Genomic DNA, 20172 nt, shown 5'->3' with positions numbered 1-20172 from the left:
TATTTCTTCAGAAGTTTTGCTTAGAATTTCCATGATACTAAAATCTTTGAAAGCTCGAAAAAAGTGCTCAACGGTTCAATTCAATACTACCCCAACCTCCAACAATAATTGAAAGGAATAGGGAGGAAGCAGGACAGAAAGCTCTTCAGCATTTGCAGCAAACTCTTCGTTCGTCCATAAGTCCTCTAGTGTTCGATTGCGCAAAGGAAAAGGCAAGGTGATAGTCTGCTCTCGATCTGATTTATTAAAAAGAGCAATCAGTCGATTCTCATCTTTTGTGTTCGTCATGACGATGACGTCCGAATTGTTTTGAATGCGATGAAAGCGAAGGGTTCCATCATTTAAAGAAAGCTTGTTTCGAAGATGAATTAACCGCTTCACAAATTGGAAAAAGTCTTCATTGTGCATTTCCCACGGCATACATTTTCGACAATTCGGATCCGGTCCACCCGTTAACCGAATTTCATCCCCGTAATAAAGGCAAGGCGCACCCGGATATGTTAGGAAAAATGCAAATAGAAGCCGTATGAGTTCTTCCCGATGGTTGGCAACGGTCCAAACGCGGTCGGTATCATGACTGCCAATGAGATTGAACGAAACATCGACCGCTGTTTGAGGATAGGCGTGACGAATTCGTTCTAACGCAGCGATGAAAGCGGAAGTCGAAGTCGTCTCATACAAAAAGTAGCTGCGCATCGCTTCAAGTAATGGGTAATTCATCACCGTATCAAATTGTTCCCCGTCTAACCAGCGAATGGCATCGTGCCATACTTCTCCTACAATAAAGACATCTTGTTTTATCTCCTTAACCGTTTGGCGAAAGGTGCGCCAAAATGCATGCGGCACTTCATTGGCTACATCTAATCGCCAACCATCGATATCGAACTCCTTCGTCCAATACGTTACGACGTCCATGAAATACGATATAACTTCATGGTTTGATGTGTTCATTTTCGGCATATTTTTCTCGTAACTAAACGTTTCATAGTTCGGCTTCGGTTCAGTTTGAATCGGAAAGTGATGGATATAAAACCAATCTTTATAGCGAGAGTGTTCTCCGTTTTTCAGCACGTCTTGAAACGGAGGGAAGTTGATACTGCAATGGTTGAACACAGCATCAAGCATCACTTTTATATCATGATTATGACACTTAGTGACCAATTCCTTTAACTCCTCTTTTGTTCCGAAATGTGGGTCGAGCTGAAAGTAATCGATAATGTCGTACTTATGGTTGGAGTTTGAATGAAAAATGGGTGTTAAATAAATCCCTGAAATACCTAACTCCGCTAAATACGGTATTTTTGCCGTGATTCCTTTTAAATCACCGCCAAAGAAGCTGTGAAAATCCGGTTCTTCTCCCCACAGGCTTAGAGGTTCTGGATCATTTTCGGTTGAGCCGTTGTGAAACCGGTCTGGAAAGATTTGATACCAAACGGCTTTTTTTGCCCAGGTTGGTGGTAAGTGGTCCTCGTTGAAATGCAAATACGGATAACAGAACAGGGGACCAATGTCTGACGGCTTCTCATCAGAAAAACCTTTTTCCGTATAATAAAGGGTCTCTTGTTCAGTTTGTATTATAAAACCGTATCGAAGTCGGTTCCATCTAGTTTTTAACTCAATGAGCCAGTAATCAAATGATTCGTCTGTTCCAGAGTAGCTCATTTCCTTTTCCTCATGGACCCATTGAGCACCTTCCCATAAAAAGGGATCACCATAAAAAAGACGGACGTGTTGTACATCGTTCTTTTTCGTCCGCAAACGAATATGTAGGGTGTCGTTTTGATACATGTATATGTATGGAAGTTGTGAACGGTGGTAAACGGCTTCACGTAGCATATTGGTCTCTCCTTTTATAAACCTTCTATTTATACGATGCCCAAAATGAAACATGAAATTGACGTATATGGAGAAAAAAGGTATGGTAAAGACGATTACTGGTTAAAACACCTCACCTTAAGGGGGACAACTAGAACGTAGGGGGAAGAATGGTGAAGCGAAAAATTGTGGTATGGCTCTTTCCGCTGCTTTTCTTATGGACACAAGCGGTGGATGGCTACGAAGACAACGAATCGATTTATTATGTGATAATTGACCGATTTAACAACGTCAATTTAAGTAACGATGGCGAGAAAAATTTAGCAGACCTTAATACGTATCAAGGAGGGGATTTAGCAGGCGTTACGGATAAACTGGATTACATACAGGACATGGGCTTTACGGTCGTCGCCTTATCCCCAGTAATGGAAAGCGATCATTACGATGGACAGGCTATCGTCAATTTTGAACAGCTTGACGAACATTGGGGAACGATGGAAGAATTGAATGAGCTAACAGACGCTGCTCATCAGCGAGGAATGAAAGTCATCGTTGATTTCCATGGAAAGGTGAGCGAGGGCCATGAGTGGCGAAATGATGCGGAGAAAAAAGAATGGTTAGTGGATAGCGGAAGTACTTTGAACTTGTCGAATGAAGAAGTGCAAGATTATGTGATAAATGTATTAACGAATTGGATGAACGATGGGAATATTGACGGGTTTCGTTTTTTACAAGTGGAGGAGGCACCCTATGCTTTTTGGGAAAGGGTCATAAAAGAGTTGAAAAGTCAAAAGAAGGATAGCTTTCTCATCGCTAATGTGTCGGATGTTGACCTAGATCAGTACGAGACACTTTCCTTTGATGCGTTTATGGACGAGAATGTACGAAAGGAAATTACCGGTGCTTTTTCGACCGTTAACATGTCATTAAAAGGAGTAGATGAAGCGTTTAATAAGGATGTTCGTGTAATTGCCTCAATGGATGATGCAGGTACGAAAAGGTTTACCCGCACCGCTTTTGAACAAAAGCAATTCCCAGTGACAAGAAGTATGTTAGCGCTTGCGTATATGTATGCATCACCGTCCATTCCATTCGTCGTCTATGGTTCGGAAGTGGCGTTAGATGGAGGAGAAGGGGCTCTTAACGATCGCGTCATGTCGTTTCGAACGAGTACAGAAATTGTGGACTATATAAAAGATTTGGCAAACCTTCGAAAATCATTCCCAGCTCTTCAACATGGAAGCTATGAAGCTCTATATGAAAAAGATGGAGTCCTCGTCTTTAAACGGAGCTTAGAAGATGAGGATGTACTTGTGGCGATAAACAATACTACGAATACTCAAAAAGTGACCCTTTCCTACGACATGCTTTCAGAAGGAAATGAACTACATGGACAAATGGTTGGAGGAGTCATTCGTGGAGACGACGAGGGGTACACATTGGTTGTCGAACGTGAGTCAGCTGAGTTCTTCGTTGTATCAGACGAAAAGGGAATCAATTATTTATTCGTCAGCGTCTTCTTAATTATTCCACTCTTGTTTATTGTGTTTTTACGTTTGGCCAATCGAAAGAAGAGTTGAGTTCCTATAGAAAAAATGCGTTTTTTTATCTAGCAAAAACTACAAACAGTAAGTATATAAGAGGGAGGGGGAGAATGAAAGGTCGGAAAATGAGTGGGGCTTTAAGTATTTCTTCTGCGTTCATTGTGATTGTTTTATTATTAATTGGGTCAAGTAGATTTTTTCATACGAATGAGTTACGAAATTTAACTACTCAATGCTTGGAGCGAGGAGGAACGGTTCAATTGGAAATACATCATTCGATTACCAATAGCTATTCCTTTTCGTGTGAAAAATAATGGGGGCTGTCTTCTAAGTCCCTTAAATCGAATGTGGGGAGAAAAGTAGCGAGCATTTCTCCAATAGGTTTTGAACGAAAGAAAGGTGACGGCGAGTCATGCGGGTACAGCACGAGCCGAAGACCCCACAGACGAACTTGTGGGTGGAGGAGGCGATAATTGAATGAACCTCTGCTAATAGCGGCCACGTCCTGTGCAAGTACGGAAAGCGTGCGTCACCGAAATGAAATCAACCGAATTTCATATACGACTAAAAGGGGCTGTACTTTTTGGACAGCCCCTTCTTTTTTTTGTTACAGAAAGTTTAAGTTCAATAAAGTGTTAAAGTATTCTCTTTACCGTTTTTTTGGTGTCTAGCTCCAAGCGCCATCAGCTCGGGTCGCTTCGGCCCTGCTGTGGCGACGGAATCACAGGTCCTCTAGCGCCCTTCGCCGATAGGCGGGCGCTTACGTAAAGTACATGTTGGAGGGGGAGGTCTAAGCCCGTCCAACAGCGACCTTTCGTGAAGAAAAATGAGTTCCTTTTCTTCTCTCCATTGGATTTATTCATAAATTTCCATTAACTACTCACACTCACACCGCCGTTAATATGAATGGTTTGACCAGTCATGTAGGAGGATTCTTCACTTGCCAAAAAGACGTAAGCAGAAGCTAGCTCAAGTGGTTCCCCTGGTCGTTTCATCGGGGTGTTGGCGCCGAATGTCGCCACTTTTTGTTCATCAAAGGATGCAGGGATGAGCGGCGTCCAAATCGGTCCGGGTGCCACATTGTTGACACGTATCCCTTTTCCGACAAGCGATTTAGAAAGGGAGCGGGTGAAGGTTGTGATGGCTCCTTTCGTTGCTGAATAATCGATGAGCTGCTCATTGCCTTCATACGCAGTGACCGACGTCGTATTAATGATTGAGCTCCCTCTCTTTAAGTACGGTAATGCGGCTTTTGTTAAATAAAAAAAGGAAAACACATTCGTTTCAAACGTACGATATAGTTGATCCTTTGAGATTTGTTCAATTCCTTTTTGCGGATGTTGTTCAGCTACATTGTTGATTAAAATATCTAAACCGCCTAATTGCTCCGTTGTTTGTTGGACGATGGATTGGCATACTGTTTCATCTCTTATATCCCCTGAGATTAACAGGCATCTTGCCCCGTACGATTCCACGATTTCCTTCGTTTCAAAAGCATCGGTTTGTTCATTCAAATAGCTAATGGTGACGGACGCACCTTCTTGGGCAAAGCGAACAGCAACAGCCCGTCCAATTCCACTATCCCCACCAGTTATGATAGCTACTTTTCCTTTTAGTTTACCGCTTCCGACGTAGCTGGGGTCGTGAAAGACCGGGCGCGGGTTCATTTTGCTTTCGATTCCGGGTTGAGTTGATTGATGCTGGGGAGGACGGGTCGGTTGAAATTTTGATCATTCGACATGGGTATTGACTCCTTTCGGTTACACGAATTCTTGTTTAGTATGAGAAAAAAATCAATTCGTATAACGCGAAAAGAAAGACATACCTATTCCCATTTCATTTGATCAATGATTTCTCCATCTTTTGAAATGCCCTTCAAGCCCGTAAAATCCCAGAAAGCTACATAATATCGACCACCAGATCCTTCCGAAAGAACGGCTTCTTTTTCATGTCCATCTTCATCTATTGTGATGATTTGAGTGATATTTGGGTTGTTCAATTTGCCGTAGTAAATCGGAATATATTCGGTTACTTCACCTTGTGCATCCCGCTCATAATAGAACTCTTGATACATGGTAAACGAATCGCTATCATTATGTGTCCAGCCATTGGGACCTACGTTTTTCCAACCGTCTTGGTCACTCCCCTTAAATATGGCAAGTGCAATGACGGGTTCGTCAATTTGAGGGAAATTATCCTTATTAGCATTTGTTTCATATAAGACAATCGAAGTAGCGCCCACTTCTTCTATAAGGACAACGTCATGAACGTCATAGGGGATGCTTTTTTCGATAGCTTTGTCTAAAGTTGGATACGTACAACCATATAACAGAAATGAAACCATCATGACCAACAATCTTTTTTTCATCGATATACAGCTCCATTCGTAAAACATACAGTGCAGTCATTTCCTATCTGTTGAGCGCGAAATTCTGTTATAGTTCACCTTTTTTAATCAATGTATAGATGTGGTAACTTTGGAGAACAGACACGATCAAAACAAGTAGGAGCATCACAATCCAAATCATAAGCCGATTGATTTCTGCAATCCCTTTCGCATTGAGGAAGACAAATAAACTTGCGCCTAGAAATGATATATACATAAGGACATTAGGGATGATGTATAAAATTCGCAACGTTCTTTTGGCTTTCTTCATCCTTCCCTCCAGCTGTTTAAATATAGTTTTGTTTCCATTTATTGTACTTTAATGGGCGATTTTTTTGAAGTAAATGAAGGAGATGGGGCTAGCATGTGGATAACAAAGAAAGGGACTGTCAGTTAAACAGCCCCTTATAATACGTTAAAGTATCTCGCTTCAGGATGAGAGACGACGAAGGCGGAGACGGATGCTTCTGGTTCCATCATATAGCCATCAGTTAATGTAATGCCAATTTGTTCTGGTTTTAGGAGTTTAAACAGTTTTTCTTGGTCTTCAAGGTCCGGGCAAGCCGGATACCCGAAGGAGAAGCGCTGTCCTTGATATTTCGCCTGGAATCGGTCTTTCATTGAAAAATCTGGGGAGTCTGGAAAGCCCCAGCGATCTCGAATTAATTGATGCGTGCGCTCAGCCAGTCCTTCCGCTAATTCAAGCGCTAAAGCTTGGATTGCATGACTTCTGAAAAATTGTCCGTCTTCTTTCATTTTTTGAGCGACTTGACGAATGTTTTTTCCTGCCGTAACGGTAAATAACGCGATGTAATCATGAGGCTTTGCCTCGGTTGGTTCGCCAACGTAATCGGCAATGCAAAGGTGTGGAGCTTTTTGTTGGCGCGGGAAGGTGAACGTTTCGATAATCTCTTTACCTTCTGAGTCTTTTAAAATATGAACGGAATTCCCTTCCTTGTAAGCTGGGAAAAATTGATATAAGATGGCCGGCTCGAACCAGTGCTCATTTTTCCCAAGTTCTATTAATTCATCAATTTCAGCTTTTAATGTTAATGCTTTGTCGTCGTTTCGTGCGATGAGTGAAGCGACGTTTCCTTTTAAACCGAGATGATGACCAAAGAGCATTTGCCAGTTGACGTACGGTAAAATATGCTTCACGTCGATATCACGCATTAAGTGCGGCTGTAAATCTTGAGGTGTAAAAACAGGTGCTGGTGAAACGGATGATGTTGCCGTTAGCACAGGCTTGGCTTGCTCGGTTTTGCTTTCTTCTTGATTAATTTGTTTCGTTTTCTTTTCAAGGAGAAACGTTTGTAAGTTCGTTCGCAACTGATTGGCAAGATCGAGTCCGTTCATCGCATCTTTTGCATAAAGGACGGGGCCGTCGTATTCCGGTGAAATTTTTCGGTCGGTAAATTTGCGTGATAAAGCTGCTCCTCCGACTAAAATCGGAACCGAAATATTGGCCGACTTCATATCTTGGGCTGTCAAAACCATCTGTTGGGCCGATTTCACGAGAAGGCCTGAAAGTCCAACGATATCGGGCTTTTCTTTTTGGACAGCTTGAATTAATTCTTGCGCGGTTACTTTAATTCCTAAGTCAATCACTTTGAAACCGTTATTCGATAAAATAATGTCCACTAAATTTTTCCCGATGTCATGAACGTCGCCTTTTACGGTTGCTAAAATGACTTTTCCTTTTCCGCTATCTTCTTTCTTTTCCATATAAGGCTCCAGGAAGGAAACAGCCGCCTTCATCACTTCGGCACTTTGTAATACTTCTGCAACGATGAGTTGGTTATCGTTAAACAGCTCACCAACTTTCGCCATTCCATCCATTAAAGGACCGTTTATAATATCGAGCGGATTGGTATACTTCTCTAACGCGATCGTTAAATCTTCGACTAGTCCTTGCTTTGTTCCGTCAATTACATATTGACTTAAACGCTCTTCTAGTGTCGCATTTTGTAATGGCTTTTTTTCTTCTTTCTTTTTGTTGCGGTAAAAGTTCGTGAATGTCGCGAGTGTTTCGTCCGTCGTTTCGAATAAAAGCTTTTCAGCTAACAAGATTTCTTCCTCGGGTATAGATGCGTATCGCTCTAATTTTTCCGTGTTGACAATAGCATAATCTAAACCGGCCTGTGTGCAATGGTATAAGAATACCGCGTTTAAGATTTCACGACCAACAGGTGGAAGACCGAAAGAGACGTTACTAATCCCTAAGATTGTTAAACAGTCAGGGAGTGCTTCTTTAATGAGTCGTATGCCTTCCACCGTTTCAGCTGCTGAACCGATATATTGCTCGTCTCCTGTACCAACTGGAAAAACGAGTGGGTCAAAAATAATATCGGTAGGTGAAATGCCGTGTTCGTTGACTAATATTTCATACGAGCGTTTCGCAATCTCAAGTTTCCGTTCTTTCGTCACCGCCATTCCTGTTTCGTCGATTGTTCCTACGACAACGGCGGCACCGTATTTTTTCATAAGCGGAATGACTTCTTCGAATCTTTCGAGCCCGTCTTCTAAGTTGATGGAGTTTAAAATCGCCTTTCCTTGCGAGTATTTAAGGGCTCGCTCCATGACGTTTACGTCCGTTGAGTCAATGACGAGCGGGGCTTTGACCTTTTTAATGACTTCTTGAATGAAATTTTCCATATCTTGAATTTCATCCCGGTCCGGGTCAGCTAAGCAAATGTCTATGACGTGCGCACCGCTTTTTACTTGGGCGCGGGCGATTTCAGATGCTTCTTCGTACGCCCCGTTTGCAATGAGCTCCTTGAATTTTCGCGAACCGATGACGTTTGTTCGCTCTCCGACAAATAACGGTCGCATCGAATCGTCGTAAATGAGTGATTCGATTCCTGATACTTGATGCTTTTCCTCTTTTTGTTTGACAACGCGAGGAGGGATGTGCTGAATTGCTTTTGCGATTGCTTCAATATGAGCGGGTGTCGTGCCGCAGCATCCGCCAATAATATTGAGCCATCCTTTTTCGGCAAATTCCTTCATTTTTTGTGCGAGTGATTGAGGAGATTCATGATAATGACCTTCCTCATCTGGTAATCCAGCGTTTGGATAACAGCTAATCGCCGTCTTGGCTAAATTCGAAAGGGTTCGCAGGTGGTCGGTCATAAATTCAGGACCAGTCGCGCAGTTTAACCCGATAGAGAGGAGATCCATATGTTCGGCGGAAATGTAAAACGCTTCGATATCTTGCCCAGCGAGCGTTGTCCCCATCGGCTCAATAGTGCCCGATAGCATGAGAGGGACCCGACGTTGACAGGCTTCAAATGCCTTTGATATACCGACGAACCCCGCTTTAACGTTTAACATATCTTGACACGTTTCAAGGAGAAGAATGTCTACACCACCAGCTAACAAACCTTTTGCTTGCTCTTCATAGCATGAAACGAGTTCGTCAAATGTTGTGCCACCTGTCACGGATAACGTTTTCGTTGTCGGTCCCATTGCCCCAGCGACAAATCGTGGCCACTCATCTGTGGAACTGGCTTCAACTGCTTTTTTAGCGATTTCCGCCGCTTTTTGATTAATTTCAAATGCGAGGTGACCGAGGTCATAATCATCGAGAACGAGCCGTGTAGCACCGAAAGTATTCGTTTCAATAATATCGGCTCCCGCTTTTAAATAGGCGAGATGAATATTTTCAATGACATCGGGCCGGGTGATATTTAAGTATTCATTACACCCTTCGTATTGTTCGCCCCCAAAGTCGTCTTCCGTGAGCTGGGCATCTTGAATCATCGTTCCCATAGCCCCGTCCATGACGAGAATTTTTTTCTGCAATTGTTCCTTCAGTTTACTCATGGGAAACTTCCTTTCTTTTATCGTATTTTAGCAACTTTCGCTTGTTCTTTTTCTTGAATATAACGGGAAAGTTCAACGGTCATATCGTAATGAAGAAACGGGGTGATTAAATAAATTCCGTTAAACCGTTCAAAGGCTGCATCAATTAACGTTTTCGCGATGGCGATGCCTTCTTGTTTTCCACGCTCTTTATTGTCACCTGTCTTTCTCATCGCTTCACGAATGTCATCGGAAAGTTGAATTCCTGGAATTTCGTTATGAATAAATTCGGCATTTCGATAGCTCGTTAACGGCATAATGCCTAAATAGAGAGGGGATTGTAAGTGTTTAGTTGCTTCATACACGTCCTCTATTTGCTTAACGGAATAAAGTGGCTGTGTAATAAAATAATCCGCCCCACAGTCGATTTTCTTCTCAAGACGAAGCACTGCTTTATCTAAATGACGAACATTCGGGTTAAAAGCCGCCGCAACGGAGAAGTTCGTTTTCTCACCGAGTGGTTTTCCTGAATAAGAAATTCCTTCGTTAAACTGTTTAATCAAGCTGATTAAATCTAACGAGGATAAATCATACACGGAAGTGGCCCCAGGGAAATCCCCGATTTTCGATGGATCCCCAGTAATGGCTAAAATGTCGTGAAAACCTAATTCATGTAGACCCATTAAATGAGATTGCAAGCCGATTAAGTTTCGATCTCGACACGTTAAATGGATGAGCGAACGTAAATTTTTGACGGACTGCTTTAAGATCGATGCACATGCGAGATTGCTAACTCTTGGTGAGGCCAATGAATTATCCGCTAATGTAATGGCGTCGATTCCTTGTTCGTGTAGTGCCTTCGCACCGTCAATGAAAGTTTGAAGTCCTAACGTTTTCGGTGGGTCTAGCTCCACGATAATGGATCGCTTCTCTTTTACAATGTCTTGAAGCGGTGGGGCTTGTGGTTTTGTTTTTACTTTGATTTCATTCGTAACGAGTGTTTTCACATTCTTTTGCCGAATTGGTGGCAAAGAGCGAACTGCATCTGCCATTGCTTTAATATGCTTCGGTGTCGTTCCACAACATCCACCGAGAAGTCGTACCCCTTGTTCACGGAATTTTAACGCCGATTCATAGAAGTATTGTTCATCCGAATGATAGACAAGTCTACCATTTTCATAGCTTGGTAAACTACCATTTGGGTAGGCGGATAAGTGTGCGTGTTGCAGGAGTGGCACCTGTTCAAAAGCAGCAAGCATATGGTGTGGCCCGAGTCGACAATTGATGCCGATAATGTTTGCCCCTAAACTCTCTAATTGTGTAAACGCATGTTGGACAGGAGTCCCGTCTTGCAATACACCAGGCTCGTGCAGGGAAACATTGGTGATAATCGGTAAGTCTGTTTCTTTTCGCGCAACGGTTAAAACGGTGCGCAGCTCTTCTAAATCGTAATACGTTTCTAACAATAAGCCATCAATTTCTTCTGAAAGGAGCAAATACAATTGCTCACGGAAGTTCCGCTTAATTTCATCGAGGGAAAAGGCACTTTTTCGAAACGAGCGAATACCGCCGATTGTCCCAACAACATAAGGAGTATGTACAGCTTTTTTGGCAGCTCTTTTCGCAATTCTGACTGCTTTTATATTGAAGTCTTTCGTGTCGTCCTCCAGCCCATACCGAGATAATTTAATATAGTTTGCCCCGTATGTATTTGTTTGAATTAAATGAGCACCCGCCTCGATGTACGCTTCGTGAATCCGTTCGATTTCATTTGGGGCTGAGACATTCATTTCTTCAAAACAGCGATCGACACCGTACGAATATAAGAGTGTTCCAGTCGCCCCGTCACCAACTAATATTCGACTCTCTAACTCTTCAAGTAATCCCATCTTTCATACCTCCAAACCGTTAATGGAAGAGGAAGGGAAAGTGCTCTAGTAGCTATTATGGTGATAATCACATGGTTAAAAATTTCACTAAGCAATTATCATGAAATAAAGCCAAAATAAAAAAGTCTTCTTAAGAAGAAGACTTTTAAGAGCAATCTTAACCTTCTTCTTATCTCTCGAGCGCATTATGCGCTTCGCTGGACTTAGCACCTTGGAATCATTCATCCGGTTGCTGAAGCTTCATAGGGCCAGATCCCTCAGCTTCTCTTGATAAGAAAACATCTTATACGAATGGATATTCACTTTAAATTTGTATTAATCCTAATTTACCGAAAAATTATTCAATAATCAACACTTTTCTATGAAAAGGAAAAGTTGGATTTATTTTAATATCGTTTGTTGAGGAAATGAGGGTTTTTAAAAATTATGATACTTTTCATCTATTTTTCACTGTTGTAAAATATTTGAAGGGTTACAAAAAATAGTGATTTGTTCATTAAAGAAGATGGATTCAGTAGCTCTAATTGTTATATACGACAAAAAGAATTAATTGGAGAAATGTCATGGCGATTGTTATTTTATTACTCATATTGTGTACATATTTAGGGATACGTTTTTTAAAGAAAAATAGGAAAATCGCTGTTTTGTTTTTTACTCCGTTACTATTTTTTATCGGATTGATGGGGATTATTATCTATCATAGTTTATATGAAACGAATCCTGAATCCGTACAATTCTCTATTAATCATGAGAATAATCAATACTATATATCGGGAAAGTGGGTGGATTCAATTGATGTTTATCGACACCCATTTGATTTGATTGTGTTTTACTTGCCTTCCAGTAAAAAAATCAACATAAGTCTAACTAATCAAGATTTTTTACCATCAAATTATGATGTAGAATGGCTAAAAAAAGATGTTGAAAAATGGATGAAAGATGAATCTATGTTATATGGAGAACCGCTAATTTATTTGGTGGAAACAAAAAAACAATTTGAGTTTTCTTTTATACTTCCTGATGAAGTTGAAGAAAATGAAGTGAAAATTTTTTACCTTCATTTAAGAGAAGAACCAATGGATTCCATTACTTTTTGGAAAAAGGAAATTAATCTTCAATCACAGGAGTGAAGTGAAAATTAAAGCAGGGATCACTCGGTTGATTAATTCAATAATCAACACTTTTCATTTTAATATCGTTCCTTGAATTCTATAAAATATTTTCCTTTATTTGTATTTCTTGTAAAATGTTTAAAATAGAACAGATTTTCAAGGTATCTTGTAATCTCTCATGGTGGTATTAACAGTGTCCGTGCTGTGTTGTGGGCTTTTTCAATCGGACGCGTATCATCGCAATTTGTTGAGCATGTAAGAACATCAAAAGGATTTCACTAATCATTAGCTAATTGCATGATGGAGGGATAGGTAATTGAGTAGAAGATCTTTTTATCTACCTACAGTAGCAGCGCTGTTCACAATCGCTTTGTTGTACGGAATAGGTGAGTGGTTTGAGGTTTCATTTTTACGTTGGAGTTATTATGAAGAGAATTTATCTTCAGGCGGAAAAAACGTCGAATATGGAGGGTCGATCCTTCCAATCATCATCGGTTTCGCAGCTGGATGGGGAACGAAACGAATACAGAAAGTCATTATATAAAATATAAGAAGTTAGGGTGGCTTAAGGAATAATATATTATAGATCAGAAGTGTAAAAGTTTATTTGAATGGATGAACACGTCATTATGCAGCTATAGGAGGACGCTGACTTCGAGAAAATGTCCAAAATGCATATTAAAAATGACTGAGAAAGCAATAATCTATAAGAAAACAATATTTAGTAAAAGGAAGTATCCCATTTACCTTACGTTTTCTATAAGTTTAAAGCTAGAATATCGTCAATTTGACATTCTAGCTTTGTTTCTGTTTTTATCGGAAGTTAATAAATTGAACATCGATTGGTAAATCGGCTTCACGAATGGCAGCGATGATTTTTTGAAGATCATCTTTGCTTTTTCCACTTACGCGAATTTGGTCATCTTGGATTTGGCTTTTCACTTTTAAGCCGGTGTTTTTAATAATCGTATTGATTTTCTTCGCGTTTTCTTTGTCAATACCGTTTACAAGCTCTGCTCGCTGACGAACGGTACCGCCGGAAGCATTTTCGATTTTTCCATATTGAATATTTTTCGTTGCGACACCGCGTTTAATTAATTTGCTAATTAACACGTCTTTTAATTGGTTTAATTTAAATTCGTCGTCTGAAATGAGAACGAGCTCCTCGTTATCAAGGGAGATATCGCTTTTAGAACCTTTGAAATCATAGCGGTTTTGAATTTCTTTTTTCGCAATATTAATCGCATTTGTCACTTCCGGTAAGTCGACTTGCGACACAATATCAAATGAACTATCCTTTGCCATAAAATCCTCCTTCATTCATGTATAAATTTACTAATTACTTTGATTATAGACAACTGATGCGGGGGAGACAACTTGTCGGTCTTGTCAGAATATACAAAAAATAAGGAAACGATAAAAAAATGGGTCAGATGACCGATATGAAAGGTAGAGACTTTTAAAAGGAGCGATACATCATGAGGAAATTACTGATTATGTTCATGACCGCAATCATTGTATTAGTCGGCTGCTCTAACGATACGACTGTTGATCCTTTAGAAGATAAAGTGAAAATTGGGATAATGTTGTCAGATGTCGGACTTGGGGATCAGTCGTTTAGTGATGCGGCTTTTCGTGGCTTAATGAAAGCACGTGATGAATTGGATGTTATTTTTGACTACCGCGAAATCTCAGAAACGGGTACATACGAGCAAGGCTTAATTGAATTAGTGGAACAAGGAAATGACATTGTGATTGGTTTAGGGTTTTTAGTACAAGAAGACTTGGAGAAAGTAGCGAAACAATACCCAGACCAAAAGTTTGTCTTAATTGATTCTGTATCTGAGTTATCTAATGTGACTTCGTTAACGTTTAAAGAAGATGAAGGTAGTTATTTGACAGGGGTTTTAGCCGCTCTTGTGACGAAATCGAATAAGCTAGGATTTATCGGTGGAATGGACATGCCCCTTATTCATAAATTCCGTGATGGGTTTGTCGAAGGAGCAAAATCGGTGAATCCGGATGTTGAAATTGCGATTGAGTTCGCAGGAGACTTTGGAAACCCAGAGCTCGGTGCGAAAATAGGGAAAGAAATGATTGATAATGGTGCTGATGTTTTATACGCAGCAGCTGGATTTACAGGTGTTGGTATGCTAAAAGAAGCGGAAAAGCGGGGCGTATATGGTATTGGAGTTGATAGTGACCAATACTACTACGCGGAAAAAGCTGTCATTACGTCAATGTTAAAAAATGTGGACGTCGGTGTTTACAACGTTGTCAAGCAATTCGTTGAAGAAGGAGAAATTGCCAAAGGACAAGTAGAATTAGGAATTCGTGAGCAAGGCGTTCAATTGGCCCCAATTCGTGTCATTACGTTAACACCTGAACAAGAAAAGAAATTACAACAAGTGCAGCAACAATTAGCGAACGAATAAGGTGGGAGAATTATGACCATAAAACGGAAGTTATTTATTAGCACCCTTTCATATATTGTCTTATTTGTTTTATTACTATCGTTTATTTTGTTTAATATGCTAGCGATGAAAAGCGCGAATGAAGACTTTGTTCCTGTTATGTTGAACGTCCAACAACTAGAAGCGGATATGAAAACGGTTAAGCAGTCCGTGGCGAACTTCTCATATTCGATGACGGACGCTCAACGTGATGAAAGTTATCGCAACATCGAAAACATTGAAACGTTAATGGCGACTTTAAACGATCAATTAAAAGACCCGACGTTTAAAGAAGCGTTGACGAAAGTAGAAGAAAAGTTTAGCGCGTGGAAAGTGGAAGCAACAGAAGCACTCGATACGAAAGATCCGAACTTAGCGAGAAAGCAGTCTGTGCGTATTGACGGAATTTTAAACGACTTATATACGCTTGATTTGTATGCCAAAAGTTACTATGAACTGCTTCAAGAGAAATTGAAAAAAGGAATTGAGTTTGTTATCTCGCTTGCTGTCATTGGGACACTCATCATTATTGGACTAGCACTCTTCATTGGATACCGTACTATTCAATCCATTACAAAGCCATTAAAGCAATTAGCGCATCATGCAAATGAAATCGCAGATGGAAATTTATCGGTCGGACAAGTAAGTTACAAAGCAAATGATGAAATTGGTGCTTTAAATGAAGCGTTTGGAACGATGGTGAATCACCTGAAAGAGCTCATTTTCTCCATTGATTCAACAAGTAAGAAAGTTGAGCGATTTGCACGTGAGTTAGATGAAGACAATCGCACGTTAACAGAAGTGAGTAACCAAGTCGCGGTTTCGACGGATGAATTGTCCGTAGGTGCTCAAAATATTTCGAACGACCTTCAAAATGCTGTTGTCTTAATCGAACAAATGGATAAAGATTTTGCTGAGAATGTAAAACGCTCTGAACAATCTGTCGTTCATAGTGAAGAAGCTGTGAATGCCATTCAAACAGGTAAAGAAGCGATTGTTATGCAGCAGCAGTTGATGGAAGAAAATATTGTGACAACGAACTTGATTAAAGATTCGACGAAGACGTTTGTAGAATATACGGCAAACATTGAAAACATGGCAAAAGCAGTGTCCGAAATTGCGGATCAAACGAACTTGTTAGCCTTAAACGCAGCAATCGAAGCAGCACGCGCAGGAGAAGCAGGTAAAGGGTTTGCTGTCGTCGCTCAAGAAGTTCGCAAGCTAGCAGAGCAATCCAATGACGCCACGAAGCAAATCTTTAAGATGGTGGAATTAATTAAAGAAGGTATTCAGCAAATTACAACGTCTGTTGAAAAAGGAGTTGAAATTGCGGATTCTCAAAAACAATCGATGAGTATTACGACAGAAGCTTTTGAGAACATTGGAGAAAAAGTAAATAACATTACAGCTTATATGTCTAGCTTACAAAAAGGTGTTGAACATTCAAAAGACTTAGGTGAGCAAGTATTAGAAAACGTCGAAAGCATCAGTGCAATCGTCGAAGAAACAGCTGCAGGAAGTGAAGAGATCTCCGCTTCAACAGAAGAGCAACTTCGCTCCTTTGAGAAAATGGTTGATAAAGTTGCCGACTTATTGAAATTAACAGACGAACTTAACCATCTTATGTCTAGCTTCCACTTCGAAAAAGAGGAAGAAGAAGCAATGTAATAGAAAAATCCCCCTAGCTTACAAAAGCAAGGGGGATTGCTCTTTTTGAATAGTTGTTTTTTAAAACCGAATTTTATAAATGGTCCGTTTTCTTGGAGTACTGTCGTTTTCCCTTTTGTCGATTTTCTTCGCGCTCGACGTTTTCTAAATGCTGTTTCGCATTATTGTCTTGTGCTTTTTTATCATTGTCGCTTGTATGTGGCATGATTTCGCTCCTTTCAAATAGGTTGTACCCATATCATTTCCTCTAAATCGAGCGAACATGTAACGGAGCGACAATTTTGACAATCACGCAGGCGAAACGATTGTATTACATTTCTTTGTTTAAAAAGAATAGCGCAAGTGTACCTGGTCCGGAATGGGCACCGATGGCAGCGCCAATAATATTCATGTACACATCTTTCGGTTGGAAGCGTTCTTCAATCATCTTTTTAAGTTCTAATGCTGCTTCTACATCATCACCGTGACTAATCGCAACCGTTTGATTGGATAAGTTGACGCCTCTTTCTTCCATTAAATCCATTAATTTGCGGTAAAGCTTTTTCTTTCCGCGAATTTTCTCTAGTGGAATGAGACGACCATTGTCGACGTGTAAAAGTGGTTTAATATTAAGAAGACCACCAACGAAGGCTTGTGCTTTGCTAATACGACCACCGCGAGCTAAATATTCTAGTTCATCGACCGTGAATAAATGCTCCATATGCACGCTCATTTCTTTTACAGTTTCAGTAATTTCTTGTAATGAAGCGCCTGAGTCTGATAATTCGACTGCTTTTTTTACAAGAAGGCCGTGGCCTAATGATGCGCATTTGGAATCAATGATTTCCAATTCGAAATCCGGGTATTCTTCTTTAACTTGTTCTTTCATCATAATGGCTGTTTGGTACGTTCCAGATAACTCAGAAGAAAAAGCGATGTATAAAGCCGGCTGACCTTTTTTCGCAATATTGGTGAATGTTTCTAAAAATGTTTCTGGAGATGCTTGCGAAGTTTTCGCTACATTTCCTTTTCGCATAAATTCATACACATCTTTTGGATCTATTGTTTTTAAGTCTTCATAATCGGTTTCATTAATTTGGACGCGGAGTGGAACGAAAGAAGTATTTTCGTGATCAAAAAAAGTTAAAGGTAAATCACATCCGCTATCAGCAATAATATGTACGTTCAAATCATACACCTTCTTTACATAATTAATCTTTTTTTATTTGTACGTACGTTTAGTTTACCTTGAAAACCTTTTTAGGACAATGGTTTCAAAAGTGTGTGTAACGAAAAAATATGTAGGAGGACGTTATGTTAAAAGATAATATTAAAAAGCTCATCATTGTTTTATTAGGTGCATTACTAAATGCCATTTCGTTGAACCTTTTTTTAATTCCAGCTAATGTATATGCTTCAGGTTTTACGGGATTAGCTCAGCTGATTTCAAATATTTTAGAGCAGTTTACACCCGTATATATCTCAACAGGAGTTCTGTTATTCCTTTTAAACATTCCGGTTACTATTTTAGGATGGAAAAAGGTCGGAAAGTCGTTTACTCTTTTTAGTTTTTTAAGTGTTGCTATGACGACGGTGTTCTTGACAATTATTCCGCTACAGCCGCTATCAGATGATATTTTGTTAAATGCTGCCTTTGGTGGGGTAATAGCAGCGGTAGGAGTCGGCTTAACGTTGAAGTGGGGGGCTTCAACAGGAGGGCTAGATATTATTGCGATGGTGTTATCCCGCATGAATGATAAGCCAGTTGGGACATACTTTTTCACGATGAATGCTATAATTATTGTAACAGCCGGTTTTATATACGGTTGGGAAAAAGCGTTATACACCCTTGTCGCTTTGTATGTTTCGACTCGCGTGATTGATGCCATTCACACAAGACACGAAAAGCTTACAGCGATGATTATTACGAAAAAAGGGGAAGAGCTAAAACGCGCCATACAATCGAAGCTCGTACGCGGAATTACGACGGTTCCAGCAAAAGGAGCTTTCACAAACGAGGAAAAGGAAATGATGATAATCGTTGTGACGAGATACGAGCTTTATGACTTAGAAAAAATTATTAAACAAGTAGATCCTCATGCCTTTACAAACATCGTTCAAACGACTGGTATTTTTGGCTTCTTCCGAAAAGACTAAAAGAGGTGAGGAGATGAAAAAGTTATCGATTTTGTTCGTTTTAATGCTACTATTATCAGCATGTGGCCAACAAAATGAACGACAAGAAGGGGAAACGATGCCGATTTTCACAGTTGATGCAAGAGAAGAAACGGAACAAGTAACGTTTGTTTTGATGATGAAAAATGAAACAGAAGATGAAATCACTTTTGAATTCCCGTCTAGTCAGCTTTATGAAATTACGGTATTAAATGAACAAGGGAAAGAAGTTTATCGTTATTCCACAGGGAAAATGTTTACACAAGCCATTCAAACTGAATCCATTGCACCGAATGATGTAAAGGAATGGGAAGAATCATGGAATTATATGTATGATGGTGAGCGTGTACGTCGTGGAGAGTATACGGTAAAAGTTGAATGGAAAGGCTTCACAAAAGATGGTGAAAATGAGCTGACAGCAACTGAAACGTTTAACGTGCCGAGTGTTCATCCATCGTTTTCAAATGTGAAGGTCGAAAAAAAGGATGATTCCATCCTCATTACGGGAGAAATAAAAACGGCAGGAAAACAAGGTTCATTCGTTATTGAAGATGGACATTATGAATTGCATAAAGGAACGATTCCAGTGGACAAACAAAATGAGTGGACGTCCTTTTCAATCTCAGTCTTAAAGGAGGAAATTGAATCGGATCGCAAACCGTACCTTCTCTTATATACGGAGGAATCAAAAGATCCATTTATTGTTACGATTGATGATTAAAACAAAAGGCAGACGAAAAACGGGAACCGTTTTTCATCTGCCTTTTTATTTTTTACAGAAAGCTTAAGTTCAATAAAGTGTTCTCTTTTCAGTTTGTTTTGTGTCTAGCTCCAAGCGCAATCAGCTCTGGTCGCTTCGGCCCTGCTGTGGTGACGGAAGCCTCCTCGCAGGTCCTCCAGCACCCTTCGCCTATAGGCGGGCGCATTATGAGCTCTTATTTAAGTTGGTCTAAGCGCTCTTGGTAAGCTTTCAGTTGTTGTTTTTCTGCCGTTGTCGTATTGGCATACGCTGAAGTTAAGGCATTTTGTGCTGTTTCAATTGCTTTTTGGAGATTTCCTTGGTTTTTCTCTTCTGCCGCTTGTTCGGCTTGTTCAACGAAGCGACGTGCTTCTTGGAATAATTGATTTCCCATTAGAAACCTCCTTGTGTGATGTCTTCTACTTCCTCTTGTTTTCGTTCCGCTTCTTCGTACGTCATTTTGTAAGGGAACCTTTCATCGTGTTTATTCACCGAATCTTTTCCTTGTTGGACAAATCGTTTCGATTTATTACTTTTGCTCATCATTAGTCCCCCCAAACTGTTTTGACGCGCTATGGCGTCAAGTGTAGTATATGCTCATCGGAGAC

Annotated in this window: 18 protein-coding genes, 1 pseudogene and 1 riboswitch; of the genes and pseudogenes, 8 read left to right on the top strand and 11 right to left on the bottom strand. The window is 40.3% G+C overall.

Going from position 1 to position 20172, the window contains the following annotated elements:
• Nucleotides 1-75: 75 nt before the first annotated feature.
• Nucleotides 76-1836, bottom strand: a complete 1761-nt coding sequence (locus tag ML543_RS03610) for an alpha-glycosidase (RefSeq protein ID WP_243385768.1) — start codon at nt 1834-1836, stop codon at nt 76-78.
• Nucleotides 1837-1985: 149 nt separating this feature from the next.
• On the opposite strand from ML543_RS03610, the gene ML543_RS03605 reads away from it, so the two are divergent.
• Entirely contained in the window at nt 1986-3395 is a 1410-nt protein-coding gene (locus tag ML543_RS03605) for an alpha-amylase family glycosyl hydrolase (protein ID WP_243385767.1), read from the top strand.
• 74 nt (nt 3396-3469) lie between these two features.
• Nucleotides 3470-3673, top strand: a complete 204-nt coding sequence (locus ML543_RS03600) for a hypothetical protein (protein ID WP_243385766.1) — start codon at nt 3470-3472, stop codon at nt 3671-3673.
• 558 nt (nt 3674-4231) lie between these two features.
• Here the strand turns inward: ML543_RS03600 and ML543_RS03595 are convergent.
• The 5 genes and pseudogenes from ML543_RS03595 to ML543_RS03575 form a co-directional block, all read right to left on the bottom strand.
• Nucleotides 4232-5074: pseudogene (locus tag ML543_RS03595) on the bottom strand (SDR family oxidoreductase); the annotation flags it as partial.
• A gap of 110 nt (nt 5075-5184) precedes the next feature.
• Nucleotides 5185-5727, bottom strand: coding sequence for a hypothetical protein (locus tag ML543_RS03590; protein ID WP_243385765.1), 543 nt, complete (start codon nt 5725-5727; stop codon nt 5185-5187).
• Between the two features lie 67 nt (nt 5728-5794).
• Nucleotides 5795-6016, bottom strand: a complete 222-nt coding sequence (locus ML543_RS03585) for a hypothetical protein (RefSeq protein WP_243385764.1) — start codon at nt 6014-6016, stop codon at nt 5795-5797.
• A gap of 134 nt (nt 6017-6150) precedes the next feature.
• Entirely contained in the window at nt 6151-9570 is a 3420-nt protein-coding gene (gene metH / locus ML543_RS03580; RefSeq protein ID WP_243385763.1) for a methionine synthase, read from the bottom strand.
• A gap of 17 nt (nt 9571-9587) precedes the next feature.
• A complete protein-coding gene (locus ML543_RS03575) occupies nt 9588-11438 on the bottom strand; it encodes a bifunctional homocysteine S-methyltransferase/methylenetetrahydrofolate reductase (RefSeq protein ID WP_243385762.1) in 1851 nt (616 codons plus the stop codon).
• Nucleotides 11439-11604: 166 nt separating this feature from the next.
• Nucleotides 11605-11715, bottom strand: a riboswitch (SAM riboswitch).
• Nucleotides 11716-12001: 286 nt separating this feature from the next.
• Between ML543_RS03575 and ML543_RS03570 the strand changes: the two genes are divergently transcribed.
• Nucleotides 12002-12568, top strand: a complete 567-nt coding sequence (locus tag ML543_RS03570) for a hypothetical protein (protein ID WP_243385761.1) — start codon at nt 12002-12004, stop codon at nt 12566-12568.
• Between the two features lie 298 nt (nt 12569-12866).
• Entirely contained in the window at nt 12867-13094 is a 228-nt protein-coding gene (locus tag ML543_RS03565) for a hypothetical protein (RefSeq protein ID WP_243385760.1), read from the top strand.
• Between the two features lie 269 nt (nt 13095-13363).
• Here the strand turns inward: ML543_RS03565 and ML543_RS03560 are convergent, their stop codons facing one another.
• Nucleotides 13364-13855, bottom strand: coding sequence for a YajQ family cyclic di-GMP-binding protein (locus ML543_RS03560; RefSeq protein WP_243385759.1), 492 nt, complete (start codon nt 13853-13855; stop codon nt 13364-13366).
• A gap of 173 nt (nt 13856-14028) precedes the next feature.
• Between ML543_RS03560 and ML543_RS03555 the strand changes: the two genes are divergently transcribed.
• Together ML543_RS03555 and ML543_RS03550 are read left to right on the top strand one after the other, a co-directional pair.
• On the top strand, nt 14029-14985 hold the full coding sequence (locus ML543_RS03555) for a BMP family lipoprotein (RefSeq protein WP_243385758.1): 957 nt from the start codon (nt 14029-14031) through the stop codon (nt 14983-14985).
• A 12-nt stretch (nt 14986-14997) separates the two neighbouring features.
• Nucleotides 14998-16671, top strand: a complete 1674-nt coding sequence (locus ML543_RS03550) for a methyl-accepting chemotaxis protein (protein ID WP_243385757.1) — start codon at nt 14998-15000, stop codon at nt 16669-16671.
• A 73-nt stretch (nt 16672-16744) separates the two neighbouring features.
• Here the strand turns inward: ML543_RS03550 and ML543_RS03545 are convergent, their stop codons facing one another.
• Both ML543_RS03545 and ML543_RS03540 read right to left on the bottom strand, forming a co-directional pair.
• Nucleotides 16745-16876: a DUF3941 domain-containing protein gene (locus ML543_RS03545; protein WP_243385756.1), complete on the bottom strand. Its 132-nt coding sequence runs from the start codon at nt 16874-16876 to the stop codon at nt 16745-16747.
• Nucleotides 16877-16981: 105 nt separating this feature from the next.
• Complete coding sequence (locus ML543_RS03540; protein WP_243385755.1) at nt 16982-17839, bottom strand: DegV family protein; 858 nt, start codon at nt 17837-17839, stop codon at nt 16982-16984.
• Nucleotides 17840-17964: 125 nt separating this feature from the next.
• Here ML543_RS03540 and ML543_RS03535 point away from each other — a divergent pair, with 125 nt between their 5' ends.
• Both ML543_RS03535 and ML543_RS03530 read left to right on the top strand, forming a co-directional pair.
• The gene (locus ML543_RS03535) at nt 17965-18807 is read left to right on the top strand and encodes a YitT family protein (RefSeq protein ID WP_243385754.1); all 843 of its coding nucleotides are present in this window, start codon (nt 17965-17967) and stop codon (nt 18805-18807) included.
• A 13-nt stretch (nt 18808-18820) separates the two neighbouring features.
• A complete protein-coding gene (locus ML543_RS03530) occupies nt 18821-19546 on the top strand; it encodes a BsuPI-related putative proteinase inhibitor (protein WP_243385753.1) in 726 nt (241 codons plus the stop codon).
• Nucleotides 19547-19760: 214 nt separating this feature from the next.
• Here ML543_RS03530 and ML543_RS03525 read toward each other — a convergent pair whose 3' ends face one another.
• Both ML543_RS03525 and ML543_RS03520 read right to left on the bottom strand, forming a co-directional pair.
• Complete coding sequence (locus ML543_RS03525) at nt 19761-19958, bottom strand: DUF3813 domain-containing protein (RefSeq protein WP_243385752.1); 198 nt, start codon at nt 19956-19958, stop codon at nt 19761-19763.
• Nucleotides 19958-20110, bottom strand: coding sequence for a hypothetical protein (locus tag ML543_RS03520; protein WP_243385942.1), 153 nt, complete (start codon nt 20108-20110; stop codon nt 19958-19960). The genes ML543_RS03525 and ML543_RS03520 overlap by 1 nt, the downstream gene beginning before the upstream one ends.
• Nucleotides 20111-20172: the final 62 nt, after the last annotated feature.

The organism is Bacillus kexueae (assembly GCF_022809095.1).
In the GTDB taxonomy this organism is placed as follows: domain Bacteria; phylum Bacillota; class Bacilli; order Bacillales; family Aeribacillaceae; genus Bacillus_BZ; species Bacillus_BZ kexueae.
Note: the sequence above shows the minus strand (reverse complement) of the source record. Positions and strands in the feature narration are given on the sequence as shown.